Source organism: Microbispora sp. NPDC004025 (assembly GCF_053604425.1).
The window spans coordinates 720,182-742,953 of record NZ_JBSGHN010000003.1 but is presented as its reverse complement, the minus strand read 5'-3'; the positions used below and the strand labels follow the sequence as shown (position 1 = coordinate 742,953).

The window sequence follows — 22,772 nt, the reverse complement described above, 5'->3', positions numbered from 1 at the left end:
GCGGTGTCATCAGCGGTGTCAGAACAGCCGTTCCAGGACGGCACGCGCCTCGGCCAGCAGGTCGGGGCCGCGTTGTTCGCCGTACTCGGCCTCGATCCGGGACATGACGCCGGGGGCGATCCGTTCGGCGTGCCCGGACAGGACCGACCACTGCAGCGTCGGGACGAACCGGTTGTAGGCGAACCTGTCGGCGAGCACGAGCAGCCGGACCGCCTCCTCGGCGGGCAGCGCCCCCTTACGCAGGCCCCAGATGCCCAGCCCGGCGAGCACCATCCCCATCACGGGGTAGTCCGTGTGGTCCGGCGTGAAGGCGGTCCGGACCTCGGCCCGCAACGACTCGAAGAGGTCCGCGCCGTCGTCGCCCTCGCCGTACAGAGCGAACGCCGAGAGCGCGACGACCTCGCCAAGGAAGCCCCACGGTGTGATGCCGTCCCCCGCGCCCGGGACGCGCAGGTTCCGCAGCGCCTCGGCGGTCTCGCGATGCCGCCGCAGTCCCTCGGCGATGTCGCCGTCGGCGAGGGTCAGCTGGGCCCTGGCGGCCGCGACCGACAGGACCTCCGCGTAGGTGCCCTGGGAGGCGAGCGCCTCCAGGTCGTCGACCATACGCGCGGCCTCGTCGCGGCGGCCCTCGGCGAGCGCCGCCATGGCGAGGGAGGCGCGGATCTGGACGGCGTCGTCCACCGCCCCGAGGCGTTCGAGCACCGGGAGCGCCTCGACGGCATGCCTGGAGGCCGAGGCGGTGTCACCGAGGTGCGCGTACAGGCCGGCCAGGTGCGTGTGCAGCACCGCCCGGTGCCAAGGGCCGCCGTCAAGGCCGACGAGGTCGAGGGCGGCACGGGCCGCTTCGATCGCGCCGACCGGGTCGCCGACGTTCTCCCGGCCGTGGCTCAGCCAGTGCAGCGCGATACGGCGGATCACAGGGTCGGGGTCGGCGGCCAGCTTGTCCATGCCGCGCTCGGGATCCGACGCCGCCGCGAGCAGGGCGGTCACCGCCGCCCGGAGGTCGGGGTTCGCCGAGTCGGCGCCCAGCTCGGACAGCAGCCGCACCAGCGTCCCGGACTCCTCCAGAGGAACGATCATGGTGTTGAACAGCGCGATGCTCAGGGCCGCCCGGGTCCGGTCGAGGAGCCGGGGCGGCGGTGTCCAGTCGCTCAGGGCGGCCGCGACGGCGGGGGTGAGGACGATGCTGCGCGGATGGTCTCCGCAGATCGACCAGTAGCCGCCCAGCGCCGAGAACAGCAGCACGACCGCCTCCGGGTCGGGGCCGGCGAGGGCCTCTCGCAGGATGTCGGAGAGGTTCGTCTCCTCCGCACGCAGCCGGTCCATCGCGTCGACCTGCTCCGGCGAGTACAGCCGGCCGCCGTGCCGGTCGGCGTGACCGAGGGCCCACGCGCGTACGGCGGCCCGCGCCTCGTCGGTCTCGCCGGCCGAGTCCAGCCGCATCCGGCCGAACTCCCGCACCGTCTCGAGCATGCGGTACCGGACGCCCTCGGCCGTCTCCACGACGGTGAGCAGGGACTGCTCCACGAGCTCCTCGACGTCGCCGAGAGCGCCGTCGCCGAGCACCTCCTCCGCGGCGTCGAGGGCGAAGCCGTCCGGGAAGGCCGAGAGGCGGCGCAGGGCCCGGCGCTCCCGCTCGCCCAGAAGGTTCCAGGACCAGTCGATCACCGCAAGCAGCGTCTGATGCCGGGAGGGCGCGCTCCGGTCGCCGCCGCGCAGCAGCGAGAACCTGTCCTCCAGCCGCCGGGCGATCTCGGCCGGTGACATCACCCGCACCTTCGCCGCGGCCAGCTCGATGGCGAGCGGCAGGCCGTCCAGGCGGGTCACTACGGCGCGTACGTCATCCTCGTCGAGGTGCACACCGGGCCGGGCCGCGGTCGCGCGGTCGCGGAACAGCTCGATCGCGTCGCCGGTCCCCAGCTGGGGCAGCGGATAGACGCGTTCGGCGGCGATCGCCAGCGGCGAGCGCGTCGTGGTGAGGACGCGCAGCTCCCGTGTGGTCGCGGCCAGGTACGCGACCAGGTCGGCGACCGCCTCCACCAGATGCTCGCAGTTGTCGAGCACCAGCAGCGTCGGGGCCGGATCGAGCTGCTGGGCGATCCGGGCCCGGACGTCGGCGCGCTGCCGCGGGGTGAGCGTGCGGCGTCCGGTCACCGAGTCGCGGACGCCGAGCACCGACCCGACCTCGCCGACCAGGTCCTCGGGCGCGGTCACACCGGCCAGTTCGACGAAGTGCACCACCGGCTGCAGGGCCTCGCGGGCGACGGCATGGGCGAGCCGGGTCTTGCCGAGCCCGCCCGGACCGAGGATCGAGACCACCCGGGAGGTGGCGAGCAGGGCCCGCACCCGCCGGAGGTCGTCGTCGCGGCCGAGCAGCGGGGTCGTGTCGAAACGCACGCCGGCGCGTACGGGATTGTCGAGGGCCAGCAGCTCACGATGGACCCGCCGCAGCTCCGGGCCGACGTCGGCGCCGACCCGGTCGCGCAGGTCCGACCGGTAACGCTCGAACCGGTCGAGCGCGGCGCCCGTTCCGCGCACCACCGCCTCGCTGTGCAGGAGATCGGCGAGCAGTCCCTCGTCCTCGGGGCGGACGCGCACGGCCTCCTCGAGCTCGGGCAGGGCCATGTCGTGGTCACCGCTGCGGCTCCGGGCGCGGGCGAGCACCACCCGCGCGGCGGCCAGGTCGCGTGCCGCGCGCCGGCGCACCCCGGCCAGCGGGCCGCCGCCCTCCGGCGGCAGCGCTCCGATGCCCAGCGCGAGCGCCTCCCCGGCCGTGGCGGCCGCGGCGGCCGGGTCCTCGGCGAGCAGCGCCCGCGCCCGGTCCGTCAGACGATGCAGCAAGCTGGCGTCGACCCGGTCGGGCGGGACGTCGAGCCGGTAGCCGCCCCCCTCCGTGACCAGCGTCTCCGGCCCCACGACCGACCTGGTCCGGGACACCAGGACCTGCAGCGCCTTCGCCGGATTGGCCGGTTCGTCGTCCCCCCACACCTCCGCGACGAGGCGGTCCGCGCTCACGGTCCGGGGCGCGGACGCGAGGGCCGCGAGCAGTGCCTGAGCCCTCTCGCCGACCACCGGCTGCCCCCGCCACCGCGCCCCGGCGAGCAGGCTCAGGTCGATCGGCATGGCGCCAGTCTAGGCTTCGCCGGGGCGTCCACCCGTTCTCATTTTCGGCCGCGCACCCGGCCGCCGCGAGGCCGAGCCAGGTCAGGCCAGCGCCAGGCACACCGCGAACGGGACGGGGATGAGCGCGGCCGCGCCGAGCCATGCCGCCGGCTTTCGCCCGCGTCCGAGCGGGAGCATCACGTCGATCACGACCACCAACGCCACGGTGAGGACGCCGGTCACCGCCAGGAGCAGCATGACGGGGTACGCGTGATCGAGGGTCGTGTAGTCGCAGTTGGTGAGCCCCGGCTTGACAAGGTCCTCAGAGGTTTTGCAGTCCATCGGCACGTACTCGGTCAGCAGCCACCACGCCAGAGAGAACGGCACGATCGCGGGCACGCCGAGTCCGAGGTTCGCCAGAACGGGCCCCCAGAGCCCACCCCTTGTTCCTCCCGTACGCCGGGCGTGTACATCAGGCCTGTGTCCGGTCATCGCCCCGATCTTTCTCGTACTCCTGTGGGCCGGCGGATCATGTCTGTCATGTGGGCTTCGCTCCGATTCTGGGGGACGGCGCTGCTGGGACTGGCCGCCCTCCCCGTCATCGTCACGCTGATCGCCGATGGTCCCGTCGCCCGTACCGGCACCGTAGCGGAGGCCCTCCGCGCGGGCGTGATGCTGCTGGCGGGGGCGTGGGCGGGCGGCCGGGCCCAAAGCCGGAGTATCGGGCGAATCCTCCTGTTCGGCGGGCTGTTGGGCGTGGCAGGGCTGGCGTGCGAGCTGCCGGGCCTCGTCATCGCGTCCGACGGATCGGCGGCGAGCTGGAACTCGTGGCTGCACTACTGGATCTGGGTGCCGCAGGTCATGACACCCCTGCTGCTCGCGACCGCGATCTTTCCGGACGGGCGCCCCGCGCTGCCGCTCGCCGCGAAGCTCTCGGTGTTCGCCATCGCGGTGGCGTCGTTCACCGTCGCGACCTCCAACTGGCCGCGCAGCGACGGCGGTGCCGGCGGCAACCCGGCGGCGTTGCCGCCGCTTTCCAGCAACTCGCTGATGGTCGTCACACTCGCCGCCGTCCTCCTGGCGATCGTCCTCGTGCTCGCCTCCCTGGTCGTCCGGTGGAAGAGGAGTGAGGCGGCTGTACGGCGGTCTCTGCTCTATCCGCTCGCCGCGCTGCTCCTCGGCGTCGCGTACGAGTTGCTGCGTCCCGTGTTACCCGCGGTGCGCGGCGACACGTGGGAGGTGTTCCTCCCGATCTACTGCGCCGTCCTGGCCCTCGCCGCACGCCCTCCTGGTCATCGGCGGCGGCTACTTCGGCGGCAGGATGACCGGGAGCCGGGGGACAGGCCGGGCCGAAGCTGACGACATCGGCATGTCCGGCACGATGCTCGCTGTCGATCCGGCCGTCTGCCGTTCGTGTAGAGGGTGAACCGGGCGCGTTCCCGGCGAACACGACCACGGAGGAGAAGCGGCATGGGCAAGGTCGTCGCCATCGAGCATCTGACACTCGACGGCGTCATGCAGGCACCGGGGCACCCCGACGAGGACCCCCGCGACGGATTCCGGCACGGGGGATGGGCGACCAGCCGCCAGGACCCCGCCATGCAGGAGGCGATGGGCGCACGGATGACGGACGCCTGGTCCCTGCTGGCGGGCCGGATCACCTACGAGCGCTTCGCGGACTACTGGCCCGCGCAGGCGCCGAACCCGTTCACCGACGCGCTCAACCGTGTGCAGAAGTACGTCGCATCCACCACGCTGACCGAGCCGCTGACCTGGCAGAACTCCACCCTTCTCAAGGGCGGCGCCGCGGACGCGGTAGCCGGCTTGAGGGAGGAGCTGGACGGCAACCTCGTGGTGTTCGGCAGCGGGGTCCTCGTCAGGTCGCTGCTGCCCCGCCGGCTGGTCGACGAGATCGTCGTCCTGGTCCACCCCCTGGTGCTGGGCTCGGGGCGGCGGCTGTTCGAGGGGACCACGCCGGAGTCCTTCGAGCTCGTCGACTCCACGACGACCAGGACCGGCGTCGTCATCGCCACCTACCGGCCCGGCGCGGGGTGAGAGAAATCAGGCCCGGCTGGGGACCGGCTGGTGAGCACCGACAGCCTGCACGATGTGGTCTCGTACGCCGCGGGGCCCGGCCGGCAGGAGGGTGGTCAGATCGGTGTCGTGGGCCTCGAGGCATCCGGCGCCGATGTTGGAGAAGATCGAGAGCGTGTGGGTGATCTGGTAAGGGTCCTGGCCGCTGTCGGCCAGTGCCTCGCGCGCGGCGGACAGAGAGATCGGCTGGTAATGGACCGGGCGGTTCAGTGCGCCGGTCAGCACCTCGGCGATGTCCTGGCCGCCGATCGCCTCGACGCCCTCCAGTTCGTAGGTCTTGCCCGCGTGCCGGCTGCGGCGGCCCGCGGCGAGGTCACGCTGGATCTCCGCGGCGACCCGGACGGCGACCTCGGCCAGGTCCTCCTTCGCCACGACGGACATCCGCCCGGCGCCGAAAGCGGCGGCGAAGACGCCGGTCTCGGCCGCCGACGCGGCGGCGGCCGTGGCGAGCCCGGCCGCGACCTCGGCGTACAGGCCGTTGCGCAGGATCGTCACATCGAACGGGGCCGCGGCGAGGCGGGCTTCGGTCCAGCGGTGGGGCAGCGCGATGGTCAACAGGTCGCCCGACCTCGCCAGGCTGGTGTAGACGACATGCCGGACGCCCGCCGCCTCGGCCGCGTCCACCACCGCGCCATGGCGGGCCAGCACCACGTCGTCCTCGGCGTATCCGGCCGAGACGAACACCAAAACGTCAACGCCTCGAAATCCCTCGGCGAGCGAGCCCGGGTCGTCGAAGTCGATCCGGCGTGCGGTCGCCCCGTCGCCCGAGCGAGTGCCGCCGGTCACGTCAAGGCCGTCCTCGGCGGACAGACCACGGAAGATCAGGCCGCCGAGCCCTCCGGAGACGCCGGTGACGAGAATCATTCGAAGCTCCTCGATGTTGGTGCAGGCTGGAACAGCACCCGATCATCCGCGCCGCACCGCGGCATCGTAAGGAGGCACTTTCGTGTCAGTCACGAACACGGCGGTAATCCCACAGGTCAGCGGCCCTGTTCCCGCCGGACCCTGTGGTGATGACGACTGTGGGATCCGCGATGTGCTCGACCGGCTCGGTGATCGATGGACCGTGCTGGTCCTGGTCGAGCTGTCCAAGGGAACCCGCCGCTTCCGGCAACTGGAGCGGGCGATTCCCGGTATCTCGCAGCGGATGCTCACACTGACGACCAAACGGCTGTGCCGCGACGGGCTGGTCGAACGGACCGTCTATCCGACCATCCCACCGCAGACCGACTATCGGCTTACGCCGATGGGCAAGAGCCTGGCGGACATGGTGTTCGCCCTGGCCGACTGGTCCCGCGATCACAAGGACGCCGTCGCCGCGGCCCGCGGCCGCTGGGATCAGGAGCACCTGTGAGTCTCCTGGCGCGACGCCGTCCGCAGCCGGGCCGATGAGCTCCGTGTCCGGCCCATCTCCCGCGCCCGCAGGCCGGCATCGACCGGTCCGTGGAGCTCGTGCCGTGACCTTCATGCTCATGTGCCTCGGTCCGCTCGCGCTGACGGGCTGCACCCGATCGGACGAGCCGCCGTCCCTGCCGCCCGCCGGCGTCTACGAGCATGAGGCGGCGGGTGAGAACTCGCGGGCCGAGCCGGTTCCGGCCGACGGTACGGCGGGGGCCGTCACCCGGCCGTTGCGGGAGGCCGGCTGGTTCTGCGCGCAGGTCCGAGCCAACACGGACGGCCGTGCCGTATGGTGCCGGGTCGGTCATCGCGACGAGGCGGAGTCGGTTTATCCGCAGGTGGCGCAGTTCCTGCTCGACCGCGACGACCGGCTCGCCTGGGCATGGTTCCCGTCCACGGAGGCGAACCATGAGGAGGACCACGTTGCCGCGGCCGCGGCACCGGCGCTGACCGCGATCTGGCCCGACGCCGTTGATCGCGTGCGGCAGGAGATCGACGACTTCGACCGCGATCTCGAGACACGTGCGACGCGACGAAGTGGCGACATTCCCCGGACGAGTTGGCGGGACACGCACGCCGACTACAGCTACGACAGGAACACCGGGCTGATCGTCACCGCCCGGGGCTCCTCCGTGCGACGCTGGCCGTTCGGCTCGGAGCACTACGCGACCACGATGAGCTCCGCCGTCGATGATCTCGTGGCCGGTGGTTACGACTGCTTCTATCCACCCCAGCAGAGCTGCAACCGTACGCAGTCGAACGGCTACTTCCGCGTCGCCCTCCGTGGTGACCAGATCGTCTCGGCCCAGTTCGGCATCGGCAGCCTGATCGAGGCGGGCCGGCAACGACACCTGCTCGGGGAGGAGTTCCCGCACGGCCTCACCTTCCTCACCGAGGCCGTCCGCCGTCCGGTCACCGAGCGCATTGAACAGTCCCGGCGATCCGGCACCGGCTTCGCCGGCATCGTGGCCGGAACAATCGTGATCATCGACGCGCGCCGGGGCGCCGCCAAGGGAGATGATCTGGTGGCCTATCTCGATATTCAGATCGGCGCACCGCTGGCCGCGACCTGATCACACGGGCCGGAGCAGGACATCGGCGGTGACGGCGATGGGGGTGGGGCTGCGGGGCCGGTCACGGCGCGCTCGAACGCCGGCGGCTCGGGCCGGTCGGCCTCGCCACGACGCGTCGGGGCGTTCCGTTGCGCGAGCGATGACGCTGTGCCGGATCGGGCTCACCCCGTGGCCACGCACTACTGGTCCTGGTTCTTCTCCGCCTGACGCTGCTGCTCGCGGTAGGCGCGGCGCTGCTCCTCGGCCCGCTCCCGGCAGAGCCGGAGGAACTCCTCGTCGTCGTCAGGGTTGGAGGGGACGAACCGGCCCGGCCGGTCGTACTCGGGGAAGTGCCCGGCGTTGCCCTTGTAGGGCAGCCCGCCGGGTCGCGTCACGCTCTGCGGCCGGCCCAACAGCAGCCACAGGATCGATCCGACCTCCGGGAGGAACAGGACGATCATGATCCACAATCCCTTGGGCAGGTTGCGGCAGTCCTCCTCCGCCGTGACGATCACGTCGAACAGGCAAAAGATCCATAAGGCGAGCAGAACCAGACCGAACCCGCCGTAGATGAGGGGCATCCCGAATCCTCCCGGTGTCAGACGCGCAGAGCGTAGTGGATCCGATCTTCGTCCGACGCGGCTTTCCCGGTACCGGATCTTTTCCGATGCGGCCCCGCGATTCTCCGTTGATCGCCGTCCGTTCCCGCACCCATCTGGCACGGACGCCGCCAACTCTCGGCATGATCGCGACGAGGATGTCTGGTTCTCCGATGGCCTGGTCCTGTTGAACTCCGAGGGCGAGCATCGTCCCAGCGATTGGGGTGATGAGCATGGGGCTGACGACGCCCTCAGCACCGTCTGATATGACGGAGTGCGCTCATCGCCCGTCGCCCCCTTGACCGCCAGGCGGTCACCGCCTGTTGTGTAAGGACCGTCCGCTACCTGCTGAGCTGGCCGGGTGGAACAGTGAGCAGTATGAACACCGTCCTGAATGTCATCTGGCTGATCTTCGCTGGCCTGTGGCTCGCATTGGGTTACGTCGTGGCGGGGATCATCTGCTGCATCCTCATCGTCACCATCCCGTTCGGCATCGCGTCGTTCCGGATCGCGGGCTATGCGCTGTGGCCGTTCGGCCGGACCGTCGCCGACAAGCCGTCCTCCGGCGCGTGGTCGGTGCTCGGCAACGTCATCTGGCTGCTCGTCGCCGGGATCTGGTTGGCGATCGGGCACATCGCCACCGCGATCCCGCTGTTCATCTCGATCATCGGCATCCCGCTGGGGATCGCGAACCTCAAAATGATCCCGATCTCGCTGATGCCGCTGGGTAAGGACATCGTTCCCGTGAGCCGCGGATGAGTGGTCGGCGACGACAAGCCGGTCTTCTCGGGGATCAAGCGCGTCCCGTGCGCGGGAACGACCGGCCTGCCGAATAGCAGAAATTGTCGGTGACGGACTCTGACGGCCACGAGGACGTCGTGGGAATCAGTGCGCCCGAGTCGCGATGGTTCTGAAAACAATCGAGGCCTGGGTCGGGAATGTGCCCCTGACCTGGGCCTGGCCGCTTCGCTATCTGGGCTCGCGTTGGTCATTCATGTCGAGTAGGGAGACCATTCCTGACGTGTACTCCATTTACCAGGACGGGAGCGACGCCGGGCGGTTCGCCGCCCAGATCTACCGGGGGTTGCGTGAGGGCGACCTTGGCGCCGAGCCGGTTGTCGAGCTTGCGTGCCTGATGGAGGAAGCCGATCTAGGCTGCCCTCCTGCGAGAAAGATCCTGGAACGCCCGACAGCGGAGTTGACATCAGAGGAAGTGGCCCAGCTCGGGCGGGACCTGCTTACGGCGACAGGCTTCGATCAACTCTGGGCCACGCTGGAGACAGCAGTGAAGGTCGTGGAAGGCGATGTCCGCGCCTCAGGTATCGATGCGGTGCTGGGGATCACGATCCCGGACTGGGATGACAGCGGCTGTGCGCGGGTGGGGTGCTGCGGCGGTTGTGGCGGTCCTCCCATCTGGCCCAGCAGCGGTAAAGACGCCGGCGTCGCGCTTGTCGAGATCGCAGACGCGGTCCAGGACGTCGTCATGGAACACATCTGGGGAGTGTGGCCTACCTGTCCCGAGCATCGGCTTGGCTGCCATGCCGCCTTCGCGGAGGGAACTGCTGTATGGCAATGCGCGGGCGCGGGTACCCACACTGCGGCTGCCATCGGTGACCTTGGCCTGAGTTCTCGCCAAAGGCATCCTCGCCGGCCTCAGCCAACTACGGCCGGCCATGATGAGCGGGGCCTTGGTGATCACGCCGGAGCCGGAGCGCCCCCGCCGGAGGCATTGACGTTCGCTGAAGGGGGCGAGAGGGAGCGAATGTCGGATCGAGTCGATACCTTGTCGGGACCTGGAGGGGGGATGGACTAGGGAGTGCTGACTATGAACATCTCGCGGGCTGATATCGCGTGGTTGTACCCCGAGTGGGGCTTGGGTGATCTCTGGTGTCTGACCTTCGTTCGGGACGTTGATGAGGTTGAGGCTCTTCGCCGGATGGGTGCCAGTGAAGAGAGCATTGAGCCGCTCACGTACGAGCAGTTGATTGACGGGGGGCTGTTTCCCGACACGGTTCTGGCTGGACGCCTGGGCGATTGGACCGCGCTTATCGAGGTGTACGGGTGGCACGCCACAGAGATCGACACCCTACGGGCACTGTCGAGCGGGACAGAGTCCGTATCTGTCTTACGGCACGACTACGCAAGTGATGACTTCGCGTATGCAGTCGACGGGGAACTGATCACCTGCTTCAGCCCTGGAATTCCCGCCTGGCGCTCCGGGAGTGACCCGGATCGCCTGGTGAATGTGATGCGGGATGCGGGCTTCGATCCCGACTACACGCCAGGAGACAGCCACGACGGTGCGACCGGCAGACGTCCAAACGTGGCTTCGGCACTGCTGCTCATGGCGAGGCTGACCGGGGTGATGCTGACGGAGGAGACCCTGAACGGACCGTGGCTGGGTGGCACCGTCGCCTGAAGCGCCGCGATGATCTACCAGCACGCCGTACGGGGTGCCGACAGGACGATCACGGACGCGATCGACCGGCAGATCACTCGACGCGGTGACGACGAGGGCGACCACCCGGTCGGGCTGTTAGGGCCGGGGCGTGGCCCCGTTCGCTCTGGCCAGGAACCGTTCGACTCCGTCGGGGTTCTTCAGCACATGGAGTTCGGCGGTGCCCGCGTGTTCGGCGATCGTGTCCATCACGAGGGGCAGAGCGCGACACCGGTAGGTGAGGACCCAGCGCCAGAAGGTCAGATCCTCGCGGGAGCGGCGCAGCGCACGCCAGGCGCAGCGCCACAGCGGAAAGTCCAGGACGACCACCGTGTCAGCGGCTCGTAGACGGACGTCGAGGACGTCGTAGGGGCCCAGGTCACCATCGAGGACCCATCGGGGCGCATCGACGAGCCGCTGCTGAACGACCTCCCACTCCTCCTTGGGGGTGGGAGAGAGCCCGGCGCTCCAGAAGCGCTTGTCCAGTTCGACGACCGGCAGCGACAGCACCTCACCGAGCCGGACCGCGAGCGTGGACTTGCCCGCGCCACCCCGCCCGAGAACCACGACCCTGTTCATCCCGCCCCCTCAGCCTGTTCCTGAACCATCAAAGCGCCTCGAGAACAAACAAGGCCCGGGTCTTGATTCATGTCTGACCTGGGCCTTCGTGAGTGGAGCGGGTGACGGGAATCGAACCCGCGCTGTCAGCTTGGGAATTGCATGGATTAGGGCCCGTAGAGTCGCTGACCTGCGTGTGAGACCGGTCATGAGTGACCGTGGTCGACCCCGCGTCACCCTGCTTAATGGCCTGCTAATGGCCCGTCGATCGGAGTCGCGTGCAGAGAGCGTGACGAGCCACCATGATGACCATGTGATGGATCCGACCCATGACATCTCCCTGGTGGCCGTCGATCACAATATTCCGGACGACGAGATCAGGAGGTGGTGGAACTGGAAAGAGACGCCGCTGCTTGACGATCTCGTGGCGGTCGCTCCCCATCTCCGTCTTGGGACGGTACTGGACAAGCATGGTGACGATGTTCCCGGCCCGGCTCGTCGTATCTCTTCCCTGCTCTTCCTACGGGGTACCATGCCGAACTATGTCGTTCCTCGGCTTGATGATGAATTGATTGGCGAGATTCTGGCTGCTTACCAGAGGCGAGATGGTGACAGCCTGGGAACTCAACGGACTGATCCCGCAGATGTTGCCGCCTTCCTGGCAACTCATCGGGGCGCCGGAGTCCTTATCGTTGAGGACCAGCAACCATAGTCTGCGCGGACGCGCACGCCTCGCACCTACCTGATCACCGCGACCCCGTTTGCCGTCGACCCGCCCGAAGGGGAAGCGGGCACTGGTCTGCTCGGCTTGTCCTGGGCCGATGGCGGGCGGGGCGATCAGGCCCCTGCCGCAGCCAGCTACGGCCGGCCGGTTGTGCACCAGGCTTTCGTCCTCAACCGCCCATCGGGCAGCAGTCGACAGGAGCTAACGGATGCGCTCTGAACCGCACGAAGGTGCTTCTCCCAGGGTTCGGAGGGAACGCTTGCGCCACGTCTACTGGATCGGCGGCGGGAGTGGAGCCGGAAAATCCACCATCGCGCGACGCATCGCCGATCGGTACGGGATGCGTCTGTACGATACCGACGCGGTCATGCGCGACCACGCCCGCCGCATTCCCATGGAACAAGCTCCTTACCTGGGCAAGTTCGCTGCCATGGACATGGACGAACGCTGGGTGGCCAGAAGTCCGCGCGAGATGCTCGACACCTTCCACTGGTTTCACGGCGAAGGATTCAAGCTGATCGTTCAAGACCTTCTAACCCTCCCCGCCGACCTGCCAGTGGTCGCCGAGGGATTCCGGCTGCTGCCCGGCCTCGTCCAACCCCTGCTCGCCGAACGGCGCCATGCCGTGTGGCTGCTGCCGACTCCCCAGTTTCGCCAGGCGGTGTTCGACAGCCGCGGCGGGCCGACGTGGGGATACCTCGCCAACACTGGCGACCCGCAGCGGGCGCTGCAGAACCTGCTCCAACGCGACGCACTGTTCACCGATCGGCTCAGAGCGCAGACCCGGAATCTAGGTCTCTACGGGCTCAGGGTGGCTTCCGGGGACACCGAGGAAGATCTCGAACGGCGAGTCTCCGCGGTGTTCGGTCTTGAGGCGTAGGCGGTCGACGCGAGGTTCAGCGGCCGAAGCCCATCGGCACTTCAAGTCGATGCCGAGGCCTACAAGCAGCGCAACCTGGTCGAGCGCTGCTTCTGCAAGCTCAAGCAGTGGCGGGCCATCGCCACCCGCTTCGACAAGCTCGCCAGCCGCTACCTCGCTGGCTCACCAGCGGCTGTCTGATGCCCTGGCTCCGAATGGCATGCCAATGGCACGCGGAAATAAAAGCGCCCCGAAAACAATCAAGGCCCGGGTTGGGATGTGCTCCCTGACCTGGTCCTTCGCACTGAGAGCGGGTGACGGGAATCGAACCCGCGCTGTCGGCTGGGGAATTGCATGGATCACGGCCGTTAGGCGCACTGACCTGGGCTTGGAGTCGGTCACGAGTGACCGTGATCGCCCCCTCGTTCCCCTGGCTAATTGCACGACGATCACGTGTCTGGCCTGCGCGCTTCAGTCCGGATCGCGGGTAGGCGGCCCTGGGGTTGTCTCGGTGGGGAATTCCTCGCGCCGTGGGGGGCGTACATGGCGGACGGCTCGCTCGCGGTAGGCGCCGATCTGCTGGAAGTTGAGGCGGGCCTGGGTGAGGCTCAGTCCATAGTTGGGGCCGCCGCGCCGGACGTCGTCGGCATCGTGGTCGTCCTGCCCGTCGTCCTCCCAAAGCACACGGGGCAGATCTGGTACCAGCCGCGCGAGTCTTTGAGGTCGGAGATGAACGCCTGGCGCATCCCGGGGGGTTGGCCAGGGTGCCGTAGTGCACGTCGCGGTCGAAGTCGCCGGGCAGGTCCTCGTCCGGCTGAGGGACGGTGCCGACGGAGAGCAGGTGCCGGCGTTCTCAAGGCCACGAGCGGATCGCGGCTGCGCCTGCGAGTGGACGACGTGCGGTGATCACGGAGCAGCGCTTTCCTGATACCGGAAACGATCTTTACTTTCATCTTCGCTTGATGTGATGATCACTTTGTTTTGCCACATATGTTCGAAAGGCTGTGAGTGAAAACACGCCGATCAGCGTCCGGCTTATCCGCCCGGACGCACCGCCGCGCTGCCCTGATCACAACACTGATGCTGCCGCTCTCGCTCATGAGCGCGCCCGCGATCGCCCAGGGCCCCACGCCATCCCCCACCCCGACCGCCGCATCGACGACACCACCAGACGCCGCCTCAGATCCGGCCCTCAAGATCGCCTGGGAGAAGGCCGTCAAGTCCGGCAAACCCGTCGAGGTCCCCTCCCGCTCCACCGAAACCATGAAGGTCTGGGCCGACCCCGACGGCAAGAACCTGCGTGCCGAGTTGCACACCCGGCCCGTCCAGCTGAAGAACCCCGACAGCGGCGCCTGGGAGCCCATCGACACCCGTATCGTGACCCGCGACGGCAAACTGCAGGCGGCCCGGGTCAAGACCCCGCTGACCTTCGGCGGACGCGGCACCAAACACCTGGTGTCAGCGACCGGGGAAAAGGGCAAGAGCGGCTTGGGCGTGACCCGGGCACTGCCGGAACCCAAGATCTCCGGCAGTACGATCACCTACCCCGACGCCGTCGCGCCAGGGGCGGACCTGGTGATGCTGGCCTTGGCCGACGGGTTCGTCTCCCAGGTGGTCTTCCGGCGCAAGCCGACCGGCCCAGTGACAGTGCGGCTGCCGCTCACGCTGCCCAAGGACACGAAGTTCGGCAAGAGCACCGAGGGGCAGCCGCAGCTGCAGGACGCCAAGGGACAGCCGAAGGCGGCGCCGATCGTGCTGACCGCGATGGACGCCAAGGTGGAGAATTCGCCCGAGAAGGGCAAGAGTTCCCCGGTCACCGCGAGCGTGGAATCCTCCGGCAAGACCCACGAGCTGGTGTTCACCCCGGATACGACGTTCCTGGCCGACCCAGCGGTGACCTACCCGGTGACGATCGCGGCCGCCTCCGAATGGTTCGGCGGCGGCGTCCCCACCGACGCCTGGGTCAACAAGAACAACCCCAGCGCCAACAACGCCGCGGCCGGATACCTGCGCGTGGGCACTACGCAGACCAGCGCGGACGTCGCCCGCGTGTACCTGAAGTTCGACACCACCGTCCCAGAGCTGGAGGGCGCCAGGGTCATCGACGCGGACCTGTATGTGTGGAACTACAAGTCCGGCGGGCCCGACAACCAGCTGTGTGGCGAGATCGGGTCGGGCATCGTGGCCTCCCGCGTCACCTCCTCGTGGACCCTCGACGGCACGTCGACCAACCTGAGCTGGAACAACCAGCCCTTGAACAACGGCACCGAGGGCGGCAGCGGCAACAAATACGGCTACAGCACCGACTCCAACGCTACTGGGTGGTGCGCCAAGGAAGAGGCGCTCGTCCACCGGATCACCGGCATGGCCCGCGCCTGGATTGAAGAGGGCGAGCCCAACCACGGGTTGCTGCTGCGGGCGGTCACCGAGAGCCCGGCGATCAACTGGCGCCAGTACTACGCCAGCGAATACGGCGGCAGCCCCTACCCGGGCTTTCGCCACCCGCCCACCCTTATGGTCGAGTACGAGCCCGCAACGGTCGAGCGGAGCGTCCTGCATTGGACGGAGAGCGGCGCTCCAAGGCGGTCCGAGCCCACACCGGAGGAGGCGCTCGCGTTGGCCAGGCAGGCCGATTCCTCCGTCATCGACCTCGGGCCCATGTCGGACGCGCTCGCCGAGAGGCTGGAGAGCAACGCGGCCACGCCGTACTTCGTGGGTCCACAGAACCTGACGCCCCTGCCAGGCGAGGATTGGACCACGGACGTCGATCCGGAGATGGACGAATTCGACCCGGAGGTGAGCGCGGTCAGCCCTGTGGAGGACTCGACCGACGCGTTGCCCTCCACCAAGATCTCCGCGACGTTCAACGAGATGGTCACCGGTGCCGTCATGGCGGTCAAGGACGCCCAGGATGCGGTGGTCGAGGGCATCTCGGCCATGGACGCTGGCAACAAGGTCCTGACGTTCACGCCAGGCCGACCGCTGACGCCAGGAGCCACGTACACCGCGCTGGTCAGCGGGGCTCGCGACGGTTCCGACAACAAGATGGACCCCCACCCGTGGTCGTTCACGGTCAGCACGCTGGCCGCCCACTGGAAGCTCGACGAAGGTACAGGTTCCACCACGGCCGACTCTTCGGGCAACGGTCACGACGCGAGCCTGAACGACACGGCGGCGTGGATCACCGGCAAGAGCGGGAACGCGATCTCCAACGCGCCGTCGCAGGCGCGGGTCGCCGCCTCTGCGGCGGCGGTCAAGCAGGGCAAGGCGGTCGAGGTCGCGGATGAGACGACCGCGACCAGCATCACCTATGCCCAGCCGGACGGGAAGACGTTCAAGACCGAGGTGACGGCCGGCCCGGTGCGGACCAGGCAGGGCAGCGGCTGGATGCCCGTCGACACCGCTTTGACCGAGCAGGGCGGGAAGCTGCGGCCCAAGACTCTGGCCGAGGGCGCGGCCGTGGAGTTCTCCGCCGGTGGCACGGATCCGTTCGTGAAGATGACGGCCGATGGCAAATCGTACGCGCTGCGCTGGCCGACACCGTTGCCCAAGCCGACGGTCAAGGGCAGTGTGGCCACCTACACCGACGCCGCCGGTGTGGGGGCCGATCTGGTGGTGACGGCGTTGCCCACGGGGTTCCGGCATGAGGTGGTGCTGCGGCAGCGGCCGGCCAAGCCGCTGGAGCTGCGGATCGGCGTCGAGGACGAGGGCCTGACCCTGTCGGAGGGCAAGGGCGGCCGGCTGCTGCTGAAGGGCACCGACAACAAGCTGGTCGTCGCGGGAACCCGGCCGATGGTGTCGGACGGCGGTGCCAGGGACCTGCCGGCCAGGCGAGGCGAGGCCGGTACGGACGTGGTCATCAAGAACGGCCGTACGGAGCTGGTGATCACGCCGGATCAGGCGTTCCTGGCCGATGGCGGCACCGCCTATCCGGTGCGTGTGGCGTCGGCGGTCACGCTGCCCCTCGCCGCCGACGTGGAAGTCACCACCTTCGACACGGCGGGTTCGCCCGCTGTCCCGGACACCGCGTACCTCATGGCCGGCACCATGAGCGGGTTCATCAAGTCGCGGGTGCACCTGCGGTTCGACACCGCCGGCCTGCAGGGCAGCACGGTGACCGGCGCCACGCTGTCGATGAACACCATCGACAGCCACAACTGCGGCCCCGCGCTTTCCCGAGGTATCCAGGTCGCCCGCCTGACCGGCGCGTGGAACCCCGACAACATCTACTGGGCCAACAAGCCCGCGCACACCACTGAAGACGCCTCCACCAACTTCAAGGGAGTCACCTCCGACTGCGCCGTCTATCCCGACAGCATGGACTGGAACGTCACCGGCATCGTCCAGGACTGGGCCGCCGGCGCCGCCAACCACGGTCTGGTGCTCAAGTCGCCCGGTGAGACGGACGTCGACAACTACCGGGTGTTCACTTCTTCGGAGGACACCGACTTCACCCTGCCGCCGACCCTGACCATCACCACCAGCGGGCCCGCCTCGGCGCCGGCGGTCGGCGCCCTGGCCATCACCCCCGCCCACAGCGTGGACGGCGGCGTTGTGGCCACCTCGCTCACACCGCAGCTTGCCGCCACCGTCAGCGACACCGCCGGCGGCGATCTGACCGGCGCGTTCGAGATCGAGCACGACCCGGCCGCCACCTCCCAGGGCACCGGCCAGATCTGGGCGGGCGGCTCGGCCGCCGTCGCCTCCGGCGGCCAGGCCACGGTCAGCGTCCCGGCCGGGAAACTGGCCGACGGGTGGAAGGTCCGCTGGCGGGCCCGGGCGGTCAACGCGGGTGCGTCGACCACGTCGGCGTGGTCGGACTGGCAGACCGCCACGATCGACGTGCCCAACCCGACGGTCGCCGCCTTCCAGGTCACCCCCTCCCACATGGTGGACGGCGGCACCGTGGCCACCAGCCTGACCCCGGCCCTGCACACCACGGTCACCGACCCGGCCGCGCAACCGCTGCGTGCCGAGTTCGAGATCGAGCACGACCCGGCCGCCACCGGACAGGGCACCGGCCAGATCTGGACCGGCGCCGTGGACAACGTCGCCTCCGGCACCCCGGCGTCGGTGACCGTGCCCGACGGGAAGCTGACCGACGGGTGGAAGGTCCGATGGCGAGTCCGGGCGGTCAACACCGCCACCACGGTCGGCTCCCCGTGGTCGGACTGGCAGGCGTTGACCGTGGACGTGCCCGACCCGGTCTCCGAACCCGCCGTTGGCGCGCTGCAGGTCGCCCCGTCCGAGCAGGTGGAAGGCACCACCGTCACCCCCACCCTCACCCCGGCCCTGCTGGCCCAGGTGAGCGACCCCGCCGGCAAGCCGCTGCGCGCCGAGGTCGAAGTCGAGCACGACCCCGCCGCACCCGAGGGCCAGGGCACCGGCCAGATCTGGACCGGCGGCGCCGACAACGTCCCAGCCGGCACCCAGGCGAACATCGCCGTCCCGGCCGACACCCTGGCCGACGGGTGGAAGGTCCGCTGGAGGGCACGCGCGGTCTCGGCCACCGCCGCCTCGGCCTGGTCGGACTGGCAATCCTTCACCGTCAGCCTGCCCAAACCCACCGCCACCGACCTGACCCTCACCCCCTCAAAGGTGGTGGACGGCGTGACGGTGACCACCACAAGCACCCCCACGCTGAAGGCCACCCTCACCCACCCCACCGGGCAGGCCCTGCGCGCCGAGGCCGAGATCGAACACGACCCGGCAGCCCCCGAAGGTCAGGGCACCGGCCAGATCTGGAGCGGCAGCGCCGACAACGTCGCCTCCGGCACCCAGACCAGCCTCACCGTCCCCGCCGGGAAGCTGACCGACGGGTGGAAAGTGCGCTGGCGGGTCCGCGCGGTCAGCGAGCAGGCCGCCTCGACCTGGTCGGACTGGCAGCAGGTCACCGTCGACGTCGCCCAGCCCGGTGAAGAGCCCTTGGCCCAGACCGCCGGACCGGTCATCCGCACCGACCAGAGCTTCACCGTGGCCGCCTGGCTGCACTGGAACGACAAGGACGGCACCTACAGCGTCGTCGAGCAGAAGGGCGCCCACCAGGCTCCCTTCCGGCTGGGCAACGACCCTGAGCATGGGCTGGTGTTCACCTTCACCAGCGCCGACTCCGCCGACGCCACCGTCGAGGGCGTACGCTCCGGCGTGGAGCCCCCGGCGGGCGAGTGGTTCCACCTGGCGGGTGTCTACGACGCGGCCGCCAAGACAGCCACGATCTATCTCAACGGCACTGCCATCGGTACGGCCACGCTCACCTTCCCCGCCTGGGACGCCGCCCGGCTCATGACCGTGGGCAGCGCCATGGTCGGGAGCATCGACGAGGTCCGCGTTCACCTGAAGAACCTGACACTGCCGGAGATCACCGCTCTCCAGGCGCCGCAGTTCGCACCGGCTCCGCTCGCCTCGCGACCGGCGAAGGCGTCCGCGCAGGCGTCGGCCGACTTCAAGTACGACCACATGTCCCTGGAGGACTGTGAACGGGGCCGCGACCAGCGCACTGGCGGCTCCGACATCTGGAACGGAGGCGAAGGCTGGGACTCCATCTCGCCCTACAGTGGCTGCTGGAGCCGTCACCTCAGTTTCGCGATCTACGAGCGGAGCACGAAGTACAACAAGCACTGCAAGTGCATGTTGACGACTACCGGGGTGGAGGACTACCTCAACTTCGACATGACCGTGGTCATGCACAGCTACCTCGGCTCCGCCGACGGGCTGAGCGTGATCGGCGGGGCGGGAACCAGCCTGTCACCCCGCGACATCAAGGTCTGGACCAGAGTCGACAACTTCTGGACGGCGGACGACGACTTCTGGAACATGTTGCTCGGCCTGGGCGGTACGAACCCTACTGACCTGTACCAGAGCTTCAAGTTGCAGGTGGACGTCGTCGGAGGCACCAACGACTGCGTCAAGGTGTTCTCCTCCGGAGACAACGGCGGCCTGACCCGCACCGGGAACGTGAAGAAGTGGATGGACGACGGAGACGACGTCTTCATCTTCCATTCGACCTTCGGCACGGGAAGGGCCAGCCGATGCTCGATCCGACCCTGGATGGTCTACAACGACCCGGTGCACGCGGGAGACTGGGACAAGATCGCGGTCTCCGCGTGGGGTAAGCCCGAAAACGACAAGTCTGCGGGGGCGCCCACCGTTCGTTGCGACAGCCTCTCCATGGGTGCGAAGACGGCCACCTACCGGGGCGGATGCGTCTTCTACGGTTCGAGCCGGGTCTACGAGATGTCACGTCTCGACCTCGACAACGGAGCGGTTGCCCGTCATATCGAGCTGGCCTACACCCGTCCGCAGGACACCGTGCCCTTCAAGACGGACGGGCCCAAGCATTTCCCCGGCAAGTGGCCGAGCGGGGAGGCGTTGTCCAGAATCACCAGCAAGGACCCGCGGTACAAGGCTAACCAGGACGCGAAGGACGAGGTCTGCGAGGAGTTCTTCGATGATCGGCCGCGTAAGCTTACGGGCGAGAAGGACAAGACGAAATGGGAGCAGTGCGATGAGTTCCCGTTCGCCTCGACCAAGCAGGGCGCCGCGTTCGTCCATGACAGGTATGGGGCGAAGAACTTCTCGGTGAAGAACATCCTGGGTAGCCAGAACACGAGTGCCGGCAGGCACCTGAATATCTTCTACGCCAGATATCGGGTGCTCGCCAACGACAAGTTCTGGGTGAATATCAAGTAGAAACGCCGGCCGCCGGCGCGGCGAAAGCCGTACCGGCGGCCTCTGCCCGATTCGCGAGGAGGAAAAGTGAGAGATAAGGAGCGGCTGTGGCATCTCATCCGGTCCTACGGCATGGGCCAGGAATTCCTGGGCCTATGGGTGGAGAACTGGGGAGTGCATGACACGGCGCGGCTCATGGGCGCGGATCTCGGGAGCGAAGTTCAGCTGAGCTGGGCTGAACTTGGGAAGCGCAACTTCTCCGACGACGAGGGGGCGGTGTGGATCGGCCGGTTGAATGACCGATGGACACAGGTGGTGCAGTACCACGGCGTTCAGTCCATCGACGCTCTCGACAAGCTGTCAACGGGCGGCCGGGCGCTTGGGCTGAGCTGGCATGTGAACGATCCCGGCACCCTCCTATACGCGGCCAACGGCAGCTATCTGACCGAGATGAGTATCACTCGGCCCAGGGCCCGTCGCGGCGGCGACCCGTACGCGCTCGACGCCTACGCGGAGGGGCTGCGGTTCGACTGGGCGGACACGAGCTGGCGAACCGATCCCGACCTGCTGCCCGGCTGGCTCGCCTACGAGGAGTGGTCGGAGACCCACGGGGAGGAGGACGAGGAGGACATGCCCGCCGAGTGGGAGGACTTCACCCAGCTGTCTCTGGAGGGTTACAGCCCACCCCTCGCGGAGTGCGTCACCTCCGCCTTCGTGCTCATCGGCCGCGTCACCGGCACGGAGTTCGGACATGACTGGATGCGAGGCACCCATTTCTGCTACCTGATCGACAACTAAGGCCTGTCCTGTGAATCAGGAAAGCCGGCCCACGGTGGCGACCAGCAGGATTTGACTGCGGTAGATGACCGCGCGTTTGGCATAGCGAGAGGCCAGCGCGCGGTAGCGCTTGAGCCGCGCGATCGCGCGTTCCACGACGTTGCGTCGCTTGTAGACCTCCGGATCGAGAGCGTACGGCCGGCCGTCCCGCGAGCCCCGGCTTCTGCGGTGGGCCAGCTGGTCCTTCTTTTCGAGGATCGTGGCGGCGATCCGACGTCGCCGCAGGTCGTGGCGGGTGGCGCGGGCGCTGTAAGCGACCGGCGCATCATCACCGCTTCGTCTAGCCTCGCCTCCTCGCCCTGGACACTTACCTTGGCGTGCTCGAAGATTCGCTCCCAGTGCCGTCGGCACTTCACCGGCGCAGCCGCTCGTGCAGGGTCTCCCAGGGGCCGTAGCGGTCGGGGACATCCCGCGGCCAGGGCGCCCGGGATGAGGCCCAGCTTTGCGGCTCGGCGCAGCCCGACCGAGGCGACGGCGCCGGCTATCCAGCTCGGCAAGCTCTCGACCGCGATGATTCGGCAGTGGCGGGCCGACCTGCTCGGCAACGGCGTCTCGGTGTCGGTGGCGGCCAAGGCGTACCGGCTGCTGCGGGCCGTGCTGATGACGGCGGCCGAAGAGGTCCACATCATCCCGCGCAACCCCTGCCGGATCCGCGGGGCCGGCGACGAGCACGCACAAGAGCGGCCGGTCCTCACCGTGGCCCAGGTCTTCGAGCTGGCGGACCTCGTGGGCCGTCGCCCGGTCGGCAACGTGCGTAAGCTCAAGGACAACGTCTATCGGCTGCGCTTTCAGCGGCACGGGGAGATGCGCACCCATCCCGAGGTCTTCCGCACCCGAGCGGATGCCGAACGAGCGCTGTGGGCGATGGGTATGGACGGCCGGGCCGACTGCACCCAGGACCGGCGCTTCCGCGCCCTGGTGCTGCTCGCCACCTTCGCCAGTCTGCGATGGGGTGAGGTGAGCGCCCTTCGTCGCAGTGACCTCGACCTGGACGCCGGGACCGTGCGCGTTCGGGCGGCCTTCGTCGAGCGCTCCACGGGGGAGCTGGTCATCGGGCCACCCAAGTCCAAGGCGGGTCGGCGAGTGGTCGGCATCCCTCAAGGCATCACTCCGGCCCTACGTGAGCACCTGGCGACCTACGTCCAGGACGATCCGGGCGCGCTCCTCTTCCCCGGTGCCAAGGGCGGCCCGCTGCGACGTAGCGGCTTCAACACCCGTACGCGATGGGTGGACGTGGTCAAGGAGATGGGTCTCTCCGGTCTCCACTTCCATGATCTGCGTCATACGGGGAACATGCTCGCCGCGGAAAACTACAACCTGGGCCTATGGCTGTCGAGTCATCGTGAGTCCCCGTGGCTTCCCGCTGATCGCCATCCGAACGGGCACGCAACGGGCACGGCCACGGTGTCCCTGACGCTAGCGAGATCGCAAGCGTAGACTCGGA

Annotated in this window: 17 protein-coding genes; 11 read left to right on the top strand and 6 right to left on the bottom strand. The window is 68.7% G+C overall.

The annotated features are described in order from the left end of the window. Positions 1 to 18: 18 nt before the first annotated feature. The gene (locus ACWEQG_RS11680) at positions 19 to 3,123 is read right to left on the bottom strand and encodes a BTAD domain-containing putative transcriptional regulator (protein WP_452283868.1); all 3,105 of its coding nucleotides are present in this window, start codon (positions 3,121 to 3,123) and stop codon (positions 19 to 21) included. Positions 3,124 to 3,204: 81 nt separating this feature from the next. Then, positions 3,205 to 3,501 (bottom strand): hypothetical protein, encoded by a 297-nt coding sequence (locus tag ACWEQG_RS11675; RefSeq protein ID WP_452283867.1) that lies wholly within the window; start codon positions 3,499 to 3,501, stop codon positions 3,205 to 3,207. A 141-nt stretch (positions 3,502 to 3,642) separates the two neighbouring features. On the opposite strand from ACWEQG_RS11675, the gene ACWEQG_RS11670 reads away from it, so the two are divergent. Together ACWEQG_RS11670 and ACWEQG_RS11665 are read left to right on the top strand one after the other, a co-directional pair. Further along, positions 3,643 to 4,461: a hypothetical protein gene (locus ACWEQG_RS11670; protein ID WP_452283865.1), complete on the top strand. Its 819-nt coding sequence runs from the start codon at positions 3,643 to 3,645 to the stop codon at positions 4,459 to 4,461. 111 nt (positions 4,462 to 4,572) lie between these two features. Beyond that, positions 4,573 to 5,157: a dihydrofolate reductase family protein gene (locus tag ACWEQG_RS11665; RefSeq protein ID WP_452283863.1), complete on the top strand. Its 585-nt coding sequence runs from the start codon at positions 4,573 to 4,575 to the stop codon at positions 5,155 to 5,157. A 6-nt stretch (positions 5,158 to 5,163) separates the two neighbouring features. On the opposite strand, the gene ACWEQG_RS11660 is transcribed toward ACWEQG_RS11665, so the two are convergent. Next, a complete protein-coding gene (locus ACWEQG_RS11660) occupies positions 5,164 to 6,060 on the bottom strand; it encodes an NmrA family NAD(P)-binding protein (RefSeq protein ID WP_452283861.1) in 897 nt (298 codons plus the stop codon). 82 nt (positions 6,061 to 6,142) lie between these two features. Here ACWEQG_RS11660 and ACWEQG_RS11655 point away from each other — a divergent pair, with 82 nt between their 5' ends. Together ACWEQG_RS11655 and ACWEQG_RS11650 are read left to right on the top strand one after the other, a co-directional pair. Beyond that, on the top strand, positions 6,143 to 6,550 hold the full coding sequence (locus tag ACWEQG_RS11655; protein ID WP_452283859.1) for a winged helix-turn-helix transcriptional regulator: 408 nt from the start codon (positions 6,143 to 6,145) through the stop codon (positions 6,548 to 6,550). A gap of 112 nt (positions 6,551 to 6,662) precedes the next feature. Further along, positions 6,663 to 7,667 carry a hypothetical protein gene (locus ACWEQG_RS11650; protein WP_452283939.1) on the top strand — a complete coding sequence of 335 codons (1,005 nt, stop codon included), beginning with the start codon at positions 6,663 to 6,665 and terminating at the stop codon, positions 7,665 to 7,667. A gap of 179 nt (positions 7,668 to 7,846) precedes the next feature. Here ACWEQG_RS11650 and ACWEQG_RS11645 read toward each other — a convergent pair whose 3' ends face one another. Next, complete coding sequence (locus tag ACWEQG_RS11645; protein ID WP_452283857.1) at positions 7,847 to 8,227, bottom strand: PLDc N-terminal domain-containing protein; 381 nt, start codon at positions 8,225 to 8,227, stop codon at positions 7,847 to 7,849. A gap of 387 nt (positions 8,228 to 8,614) precedes the next feature. Between ACWEQG_RS11645 and ACWEQG_RS11640 the strand changes: the two genes are divergently transcribed. Together ACWEQG_RS11640 and ACWEQG_RS11635 are read left to right on the top strand one after the other, a co-directional pair. Then, positions 8,615 to 9,004: a YccF domain-containing protein gene (locus ACWEQG_RS11640; RefSeq protein WP_452283855.1), complete on the top strand. Its 390-nt coding sequence runs from the start codon at positions 8,615 to 8,617 to the stop codon at positions 9,002 to 9,004. Positions 9,005 to 10,070: 1,066 nt separating this feature from the next. Then, the gene (locus ACWEQG_RS11635) at positions 10,071 to 10,664 is read left to right on the top strand and encodes a DUF6461 domain-containing protein (RefSeq protein WP_452283854.1); all 594 of its coding nucleotides are present in this window, start codon (positions 10,071 to 10,073) and stop codon (positions 10,662 to 10,664) included. Between the two features lie 117 nt (positions 10,665 to 10,781). Here ACWEQG_RS11635 and ACWEQG_RS11630 read toward each other — a convergent pair whose 3' ends face one another. Next, complete coding sequence (locus ACWEQG_RS11630; protein WP_452283852.1) at positions 10,782 to 11,261, bottom strand: hypothetical protein; 480 nt, start codon at positions 11,259 to 11,261, stop codon at positions 10,782 to 10,784. 295 nt (positions 11,262 to 11,556) lie between these two features. Between ACWEQG_RS11630 and ACWEQG_RS11625 the strand changes: the two genes are divergently transcribed. Both ACWEQG_RS11625 and ACWEQG_RS11620 read left to right on the top strand, forming a co-directional pair. Then, on the top strand, positions 11,557 to 11,952 hold the full coding sequence (locus tag ACWEQG_RS11625) for a hypothetical protein (RefSeq protein ID WP_452283850.1): 396 nt from the start codon (positions 11,557 to 11,559) through the stop codon (positions 11,950 to 11,952). A 271-nt stretch (positions 11,953 to 12,223) separates the two neighbouring features. After that, positions 12,224 to 12,844 (top strand): shikimate kinase, encoded by a 621-nt coding sequence (locus ACWEQG_RS11620; protein ID WP_452283849.1) that lies wholly within the window; start codon positions 12,224 to 12,226, stop codon positions 12,842 to 12,844. 450 nt (positions 12,845 to 13,294) lie between these two features. Here ACWEQG_RS11620 and ACWEQG_RS11615 read toward each other — a convergent pair whose 3' ends face one another. After that, a complete protein-coding gene (locus tag ACWEQG_RS11615) occupies positions 13,295 to 13,507 on the bottom strand; it encodes a CPCC family cysteine-rich protein (protein WP_452283847.1) in 213 nt (70 codons plus the stop codon). A 396-nt stretch (positions 13,508 to 13,903) separates the two neighbouring features. Between ACWEQG_RS11615 and ACWEQG_RS11610 the strand changes: the two genes are divergently transcribed. The 3 genes from ACWEQG_RS11610 (at position 13,904) to ACWEQG_RS11600 (ending at position 22,765) form a co-directional block, all read left to right on the top strand. Further along, positions 13,904 to 20,512 carry a DNRLRE domain-containing protein gene (locus ACWEQG_RS11610; protein ID WP_452283845.1) on the top strand — a complete coding sequence of 2,203 codons (6,609 nt, stop codon included), beginning with the start codon at positions 13,904 to 13,906 and terminating at the stop codon, positions 20,510 to 20,512. Between the two features lie 66 nt (positions 20,513 to 20,578). After that, positions 20,579 to 21,289 carry a hypothetical protein gene (locus tag ACWEQG_RS11605; protein ID WP_452283843.1) on the top strand — a complete coding sequence of 237 codons (711 nt, stop codon included), beginning with the start codon at positions 20,579 to 20,581 and terminating at the stop codon, positions 21,287 to 21,289. Between the two features lie 468 nt (positions 21,290 to 21,757). Beyond that, on the top strand, positions 21,758 to 22,765 hold the full coding sequence (locus tag ACWEQG_RS11600; RefSeq protein ID WP_452283841.1) for a tyrosine-type recombinase/integrase: 1,008 nt from the start codon (positions 21,758 to 21,760) through the stop codon (positions 22,763 to 22,765). The last annotated feature ends 7 nt before the right edge of the window (positions 22,766 to 22,772 follow it).